General features: G+C 67.0%; 5 protein-coding genes. 4 read left to right on the plus strand and 1 reads right to left on the minus strand.

Annotation, left to right across the window (positions count from 1 at the left end; translation table 11 throughout):
* Positions 1–167: 167 nt before the first annotated feature.
* Positions 168–1,766, plus strand: coding sequence for a hypothetical protein (locus QMX81_RS19635; RefSeq protein WP_121039206.1), 1,599 nt, complete (start codon positions 168–170; stop codon positions 1,764–1,766).
* Positions 1,767–1,786: 20 nt separating this feature from the next.
* Here the strand turns inward: QMX81_RS19635 and QMX81_RS19640 are convergent, their stop codons facing one another.
* Positions 1,787–2,497, minus strand: a complete 711-nt coding sequence (locus QMX81_RS19640; protein ID WP_282264002.1) for a glutathione S-transferase — start codon at positions 2,495–2,497, stop codon at positions 1,787–1,789.
* Positions 2,498–2,611: 114 nt separating this feature from the next.
* Here QMX81_RS19640 and QMX81_RS19645 point away from each other — a divergent pair, with 114 nt between their 5' ends.
* The 3 genes from QMX81_RS19645 to QMX81_RS19655 all read left to right on the plus strand — a co-directional run bounded on the left by QMX81_RS19645 (position 2,612) and on the right by QMX81_RS19655 (position 8,045).
* Positions 2,612–3,928 carry a retropepsin-like aspartic protease gene (locus tag QMX81_RS19645; protein ID WP_282264004.1) on the plus strand — a complete coding sequence of 439 codons (1,317 nt, stop codon included), beginning with the start codon at positions 2,612–2,614 and terminating at the stop codon, positions 3,926–3,928.
* 105 nt (positions 3,929–4,033) lie between these two features.
* Complete coding sequence (clpB, locus tag QMX81_RS19650) at positions 4,034–6,619, plus strand: ATP-dependent chaperone ClpB (RefSeq protein ID WP_121039199.1); 2,586 nt, start codon at positions 4,034–4,036, stop codon at positions 6,617–6,619.
* A 124-nt stretch (positions 6,620–6,743) separates the two neighbouring features.
* On the plus strand, positions 6,744–8,045 hold the full coding sequence (locus QMX81_RS19655) for an aminotransferase class I/II-fold pyridoxal phosphate-dependent enzyme (RefSeq protein WP_282264007.1): 1,302 nt from the start codon (positions 6,744–6,746) through the stop codon (positions 8,043–8,045).
* Positions 8,046–8,135: the final 90 nt, after the last annotated feature.

Genomic DNA, 8,135 nt, shown 5'->3' on the forward strand with positions numbered 1-8,135 from the left:
TCCTCAGGATGCTCCAGGCAATGGCGGGAGCCGGCCAGCGGCCGGCACTACCGCGCGGTGCCGCGTCCCCCGTCGGCGGGCGTTTCCCGGCGTTCCATCCATGCGCCTGTTACTGGGGGCGGGGAGGCCCTACCATCGGCTACCCCCTCCCCACGGCCGCCCTGCGCATGTCCGCCACTGCTCCCGTCCCCACCGGACGCCCCCGCTGGTTCGTTGCCGGCGATCTCAATGGTTTCTTCGGCCTGGTGGTCGACAATCTGTCGATCCTCGGCTTCATCGCGATGGCACTGGTCGGCATCTTCCAGTTCCCGGCCGATGTGGTGTTCGGCCGCATGTTCCCGGGCACCGCCTTCGGCGTGCTGGTCGGCAACGTGCTCTACACCTGGATGGCCCGGCGCCTAGCTGCGCGTACCGGCCGTGACGATGTCACCGCGATGCCGCTCGGCCTGGATGCGCCGACCAGCATCGGCATGGCGCTGCTGGTGCTCGGCCCGGCCTTCCTGGCTTTCAAAGGGCAGGGCTTGGCGCCGCACGATGCCGCCATCGCGACCTGGCAGCTGGGCATGGCCTCGCTGGTGATCATGGGCGTGCTCAAGGTAATCCTTTCGTTCTTCGGCGAAGCGGTCACCCGCGCGCTGCCACGTGCCTCGCTGCTCGGCTCCATCGCCGGTATCGCGATCGTGCTGATGGGCTTCCTGCCGCTGCTGGAAACGCTGCGCTCGCCGATCGTCGGCTTCGTCACGCTGGGCCTGCTGCTGTACGTGCTGATCGCCAAGCGCAAGTTGCCGATCCGCGCGCCCGGCGTGCTGGTCGCGTTCGTGTTCGGCACGATCCTGTATTACGGCCTCGGGCTTGCCGGGCTGGGTGCACCGGGCTTCAAGGTGCCTGAGTGGGTGCCGCCGCAGGTGGTGCTGCCGTGGCCGACGCTCGGCTTCATCGACGGCCTGCCGACCGCGATCACCTACCTGCCGCTGCTGCTGCCGTTCGGCCTGCTGATGGTGGTGGGCGGCATCAATGTCTCCGAGAGCGCGCGCGCCGCCGGTGACGATTACCGCACCCGCGACATCCTGCTGGTGGAAGCCATCGCCACGCTGGTGGCCGGCTTCTGCGGCGGTGTGGCGCAGACCACGCCGTACATCGGCCAGCCGGCCTACAAGCACATGGGCGCGCGCAGCGGTTACACGCTGCTGACCGGCCTGTTCGTCGGCATCGGCGGCATGCTGGGCGTGATCTCCGGGCTGGTGCAGTGGCTGCCGCTGGCTGTGCTGGCCCCGATCATTGTGTACGTGGCGATCGACATCACCACCCAGGCCTTCCAGGCCACGCCGCGCGAGCATGCCGGCGCGATGGTGCTGGGCTTCCTGCCCTCGGTGGCGTACCTGCTGGCGATCAAGGCCCCGGGCTGGATCGCACCGGAACAGCTGGCGGCGATGACCACCACCCTGGATGGGCATGGCCTGCCGGAGCTGGCGGTGATCTTCACCCTGGGCAATGGCTTCATCATCACCTCGATGCTGTGGATCGCGGCGGTGGTGGCAATGATCGACGGGAGGCTGCTGCGCGCCTCCGGGTTCCTGCTGGTGGCGGCGGCGCTGACGCTGTTTGGCCTGATCCACTCGGTGGACCCGCGCGGTGGCATCTATCTGCCGTGGCAGCTGGAAGGACTGCCGAAGATCATCAGCTGGCAGTTCACCGGCGCCTATGTGGCGCTGGCCGGGTTGCTGGCGTTGTTGTCGCTGCAGAAGCAGCCCTCAGAACGCGCGTAGCGCTCCGGTCGTGCTACGGATCATGCCTCGCCATCCAGCTCCGGGTAATGCCGGAAGATGCCGTTGGTGTTGAACGGCAGACGGCGTTCGGAGGCGAGATAGGCGGCGATGTTGGGCCGGGTTTCCACCCGGTCCTTCAATGCACGCAGTTGCGGCAGCGTCGGCCACAGCGCCTGCATGCGGCGCGGGAACATGTACTCCAGCCCGCTCAGCAGCTGGAACAGGGAGAGATCCACGTAGGAATGCTCCCGCAGCGGATGCCGCCCGCCGTTGTGCTTGAGCACGTTCTCGAAATAGCCCAGGAACTTGGGCATGCGCTCGCCGCGCATGGAGGCGGCGCGCGCCTTGGCTTCGTGCTTCTGATCCTCGTAGTACATCGACGCTGCGATCGGGTGATGGGTGTCGTGCACCTCGGCGACCAGATCGGCGATGGTCAATTGCAGCTGGAGTGCCTGCTGCCGCCGTGAACTGGCATCCGGGACGAGGCCGAGTTCCGGGCCCAGGTGGTCCAGGATCGCGCCGACCTGGGCGATCACCTGCCGGCCGGTACGCAGAAACGGAGGCGCGAATGGCTGCAGGCCTTCAACCTTGCCCTGCAGGTACGGCTGCATGACCGCATCGCCATGGATGCGCGCCATGTCGGTGTAGCCCGCGCCGGCATCTTCCAGCGCCAGCCGCACGAACTCGCCGCGGCCCTGGATGCCGGTCCAGTAATACAGTTCGTAATGCATGCCGCCACTCCGTATGGAACCGGCCTCCAGCATCGCCGGTGCTGCCGAAAGCAGGCGTGAGCGCAGCGTGGTTCCCGTGCTAGGGTCGAGCGGGCATGTTGATGGGAGTACGCGATGCGGAAGTGGGTCCTGGGCATGTGCGTGGCGGTGTTGCCGGCCACGGTGGCGGCCGATCCGGTGGCACTGCACGATGGGTTCGGCTACAGCGATGCGGTGCTGCGTGCGGAACTGACCTCGTTGCGTGAGATGAGCGGTGCATCCGGTCCGCGCCGTCACCTCGGTGCAGCGGGCTACCATCGTGTCCGTGGCGAGCTGGCCGCCTCCAACCGTGCAGCACGCCAGTGCCTGGATGAAACCCGGGATGCACCGCCGGCGCTGCAGGGTCTGGCGTTCCTGTGCGAATCCACCCTCGCGGGCAATGCGCTGATCGAGGGCGATATCGCCGGATGGGCGAGCCTGATGCTGCGCGTGCGCGAGGACTACCAGCGCACCATCCTGCCGATGCTCAGGGCCGGCGATGAAGTGCCCGATGTCACCCGGCCGGCGTTCGCGTCCTTCACCACATGGCCGCGCAGCGCGCTGCCCGCAGCCGAGCGGGCCCAGGACGTGGCGGTGCCGATCCAGTTCAGCAATGAGTTGCCCTCGGTGACCCTCACGCTGCACGGCACGCGCGATGGCGCGCCGGTCACCCAAGAGGCCGCCTTCATCGTTGATACCGGGGCCCCGCGCTCGCACATCAGCCGCGCGCTGGCCGACTCGCTCGGCCTGGCCGTTACCGAGGGCTTCGTGGTGTCGCGCATCGTCGAGGGCGATATCCAGCAGGCGGGCCTGGTGGCACCGATCGATATCGAGGTGGGTGGGCAGCGGGTACGTGATGTGTCGTTCAACAGCGAAGCGGCGCGCGAGCTCAACCTGATCGGCCTGGACGTGCTGCGCGCGCTGGGGCGGATCACGCTCTCGCGTGAAACGCTGACGCTGCTGGGAGCACAGACCCCGGCCGCGTGCACGCGCCGGACCGTCTTCACCTCCTCGTTGTGGGGTCCCTTCCAGCAGGTCCGCTTTCCGATCCGGGGCCGCGAGAACAACCTGATGCTGGTCGACACGGGCTTCCATGGGGCCTTCCAGATGCGCGGCGCGCCGCGCTCGTCGGTGCCGGCCGCCGCGATCCAGCGCAGGAACGTGATCACCACGCGCGGTGCTGAGGACATCGAGTACGCGCCCGCCAGCACGCCACTGCAGGTCACCGATACGTTGAGCGACATTGCGGTGGATATCGCGTTCCAGCCGCCGGATCTGTTCCCTTCGTCGTGGCGGATAGGCTACGGCGTCACCGGGGGCTACACCGTGGCACTGGACCTGCCCGCCGGTCTCGGCTGCCTGGTCCCGCAGCCGCCCGAACCGCCGCTGCTGGCCCGGCCACCGACGGCCTGACGAACCCTGAATCGGCATCTCATCCACCCTTGAAACACGCCCCCGTAACCGCATTTCAGGGACAGTGCTGGCACGGCCAGCCCCGTTTACATCGAGGACAAGAACATGCGGATGGACAAGCTCACCTCGCGTTTCCAGCAGGCGCTGGCCGACGCGCAGTCGTTGGCCGTGGGCCGCGACCACAACATCATCGAACCGGTGCACGTGTTCAGCGCGCTGCTGGACCAGCAGGGCGGCAGCACGCGCCCGCTGCTGGCCCAGGCCGGCGTCAACGTGCCGGTCTTGCGCGAACGCTTGAATGAAACCCTGGAGGCCCTGCCCAAGGTCTCCGGGCAGGAAGGCAACCTGTCGATCGGCAACGATCTGAACCGGCTGCTCAACAACACCGACAAGCTGGCCCAGCAGCACGGCGATGCCTTCATCGCCAGCGAGTGGTTCGTGCTGGCTGCGGTGGACGATGGCGGCACCCTGGGCATGGCGCTGCGCGCCGCCGGTGCCGACAAGAAGAAGATCGAGACCGCGATCGACAAGGTGCGCGGCGGCGAGACCGTGCAGTCGGAAAACGCCGAAGACCAGCGCCAGGCGCTGGAGAAATATACCATCGACCTGACCGCGCGGGCCGAGACCGGCAAGCTGGATCCGGTGATCGGCCGCGATGAGGAAATCCGTCGCACCATCCAGGTCCTGCAGCGCCGCACCAAGAACAACCCGGTGCTGATCGGCGAGCCCGGCGTGGGCAAGACCGCCATCGTGGAAGGCCTGGCCCAGCGCATCATCAACGACGAAGTGCCCGAGGGCCTGCGTGGCAAGCGCGTGCTCTCGCTGGACATGGGCGCGCTGATCGCCGGCGCCAAGTTCCGCGGTGAGTTCGAAGAGCGCCTCAAGGGCGTGCTCAACGACCTGGCCAAGAGCGAAGGGCAGGTGATCCTGTTCATCGACGAGCTGCACACGATGGTCGGTGCGGGCAAGGCCGATGGCGCGATGGATGCCGGCAACATGCTCAAGCCGGCGCTCGCCCGCGGTGAACTGCACTGCGTCGGCGCGACCACGCTGGACGAATACCGCAAGTACATCGAAAAGGATGCTGCGCTGGAACGCCGCTTCCAGAAGGTGCTGGTCGGCGAGCCGAGCGTGGAAGACACCATCGCGATCCTGCGCGGGCTGAAGGAAAAGTACGCCGTGCACCACGGCGTGGAGATCACCGACCCGGCCATCGTCGCGGCGGCCACGCTCTCGCACCGTTACATCGCCGACCGCCAGCTGCCCGACAAGGCCATCGACCTGATGGACGAGGCCGCCTCGCGCATCCGCATGGAGATCGACTCCAAGCCGGAGGAGCTGGACCGCCTGGAGCGGCGCCTGATCCAGCTCAAGATCCAGCGCGAAATGCTCAAGAAGGAAAAGGACGATGCCTCGCGCCAGCGCCTGGCCGATCTTGAGAATGACATCGATGCGCTGGAGCGCGAGTTCTCCGATCTCAACGAAATCTGGAAGTCGGAGAAGGCCACGCTGCAGGGCGCGACCCGGATCAAGGAACAGATCGAACAGGCCAAGCTGGAACTGGAATCGGCCCAGCGCCGCCAGGATTTCGGCCGCATGAGCGAGATCCAGTACGGGCAGCTGCCGCAGCTGGAAAAGCAGCTGGCGGCCGCGCAGGAAGTGGAAACCAGCGAGTTCAAGCTGGTGCAGGATCGGGTCACCGCCGAAGAGATCGCCGAGGTGGTTTCGCGCTGGACCGGCATTCCGGTCAACCGCATGCTGGAAGGCGAGCGCGACAAGCTGCTGCGCATGGAAGACATGCTGCACAACCGCGTGGTGGGCCAGGAAGAGGCGATCAAGGTGGTGTCCGATGCGGTGCGGCGTTCGCGTGCGGGCCTGTCCGATCCGGATCGCCCGAGCGGCTCGTTCCTGTTCCTGGGGCCGACCGGCGTGGGCAAGACCGAACTGTGCAAGGCGCTGGCTGAATTCCTGTTCGACAGCAGCGACGCGATGATCCGCATCGACATGAGCGAGTTCATGGAGAAGCACAGCGTCGCGCGGCTGATCGGTGCGCCCCCGGGCTATGTAGGCTACGAAGAAGGCGGCTACCTCACCGAGGCGGTGCGCCGTCGCCCGTACTCGCTGATCCTGCTGGACGAAGTGGAGAAGGCGCATCCGGATGTGTTCAACATCCTGTTGCAGGTGCTCGACGACGGCCGCCTGACCGATGGCCAGGGCCGCACGGTGGACTTCCGCAATACCGTCATCGTGATGACCTCCAACCTGGGCTCGCACCAGATCCAGGACATGAGCAGCGATGACAGCCCGGAGGCCTACACGCAGATGAAGGCGGCGGTGATGGGGGTGGTGCAGGCGCACTTCCGCCCGGAATTCATCAACCGCCTGGACGACATTGTCGTGTTCCATCCGCTGGACAAGGTGCAGATCAAGCAGATCGCCCGCATCCAGATGCAGGGCCTGGAGAAGCGCCTGGCCGAGCGTGGCCTGCGCATCGAGGTCAGCGACGAGGCCTTCCAGCTGCTGGGCAACGTCGGCTTCGATCCGGTCTACGGCGCCCGCCCGCTCAAGCGTGCCATCCAGTCGCAGCTGGAGAACCCGCTGGCGCAGAAGATCCTCTCCGGCGAGTTCCTCAATGGCGATGTGATCCGGGTCGATGCGGCCGAGGGCAAGCTGGTGTTCGTGAAGGGCTGAGCCCCGCGCGCACCGGCGGCCTGATAACCGTTGGGCCTCACACCATGCATGTTTGGCATGAACCCCCGCTTCGGCGGGGGTTTTTTGTTCGGTATCGTCGGCATTCACCTGGAGACGATGCGATATGTCCGAACACGGCAGTCCCGAATCACAGTGGCGCGCGGAGACCATCGCGGTGCATGGCGGTTACCGGCCCGATCCCACCACCCGCGCGGTGGCGGTGCCGATCTACCAGACCGTGGCCTACGCCTTCGATGACACCCAGCATGGCGCGGACCTGTTCGACCTGAAGGTGCCGGGCAACATCTACACCCGCATCATGAACCCGACCACCGATGTGCTCGAGCAGCGCATCGCCGCGCTCGAGGGCGGCATCGGCGCGCTCGCCCTGGCCTCGGGCCAGGCCGCGATCACCTACGCGATCCAGACCATCGCCGAGGCCGGCGACAACATCGTCTCGGCCAGTGCGCTGTATGGCGGCACCTACAACCTGTTCGCGCACACGCTGCCGCAGTTCGGGATCGAAACGCGCTTTGCCGACTACCGCGACCCGCAGGCGTTCGGCGCGCTGATCGATGACCGCACCAAGGCGGTGTTCGTCGAGTCCATCGGCAACCCGCGCGGTAACATCACCGACATCGAAGCGGTCGCGAAGATCGCGCATGCGCATGGCGTACCGCTGATCGTGGACAACACGGTGGCGACGCCGTACCTGCAGCGCTCGATCGATTTCGGCGCGGACATCGTGGTGCATTCGCTGACCAAGTACCTCGGGGGACATGGCACCAGCCTGGGCGGGGCGATCGTGGATTCCGGACGCTTCCCCTGGGCAGAGCACAAGCAGCGTTTCCGCCGCTTGAACGAGCCGGACGTGAGCTACCACGGCGTGGTCTACACCGAAGCCCTCGGGCCGGCCGCCTACATCGGCCGCGCGCGGGTGGTACCGCTGCGCAATACCGGCGCGGCGATTTCACCGTTCAATTCCTTCCTGATCCTGCAGGGCATCGAGACGCTGGCACTGCGGCTGGACCGGATCAACGCGAACACCCTGGCCGTGGCCAAGCATCTGCAGGGCCATGCCAAGGTGGCCTGGGTCAACTACGCCGCGTTGCCCGACCACCCCGAACACGCGCTGGTGCAGAAGTACCTGCGCGGCCACGGCTCCGGCGTGCTGACCTTCGGTCTGCCCGGTGGCCGCGCCGCCGGCGCGCGCTTCCTGGATGCACTGCAGCTGTTCACCCGTCTGGTGAACCTGGGCGATGCCAAATCACTGGCCACGCACCCGGCCTCGACCACGCACCGGCAGTTGGATGCGGCCGAGCTGGAGAAGGCGGGCGTCAGCGAAGACACGGTGCGCTTGTCGGTCGGCATCGAGCACATCGACGACCTGCTGGCGGACCTGGAGCAGGCGTTGGCCAAGGCGTAGAGGTGGGACCCACGGCGGCCGGTGCGGGCCGGCCGCCGGGGGGGGTTTGCCCTGGCGCCCTGGATTCTCTGCCATGGGGGTAGGGCCGCG

It is taken from the genome of Stenotrophomonas sp. PS02301 (genome assembly GCF_029959485.1).
Lineage (GTDB): Bacteria > Pseudomonadota > Gammaproteobacteria > Xanthomonadales > Xanthomonadaceae > Stenotrophomonas > Stenotrophomonas maltophilia_Z.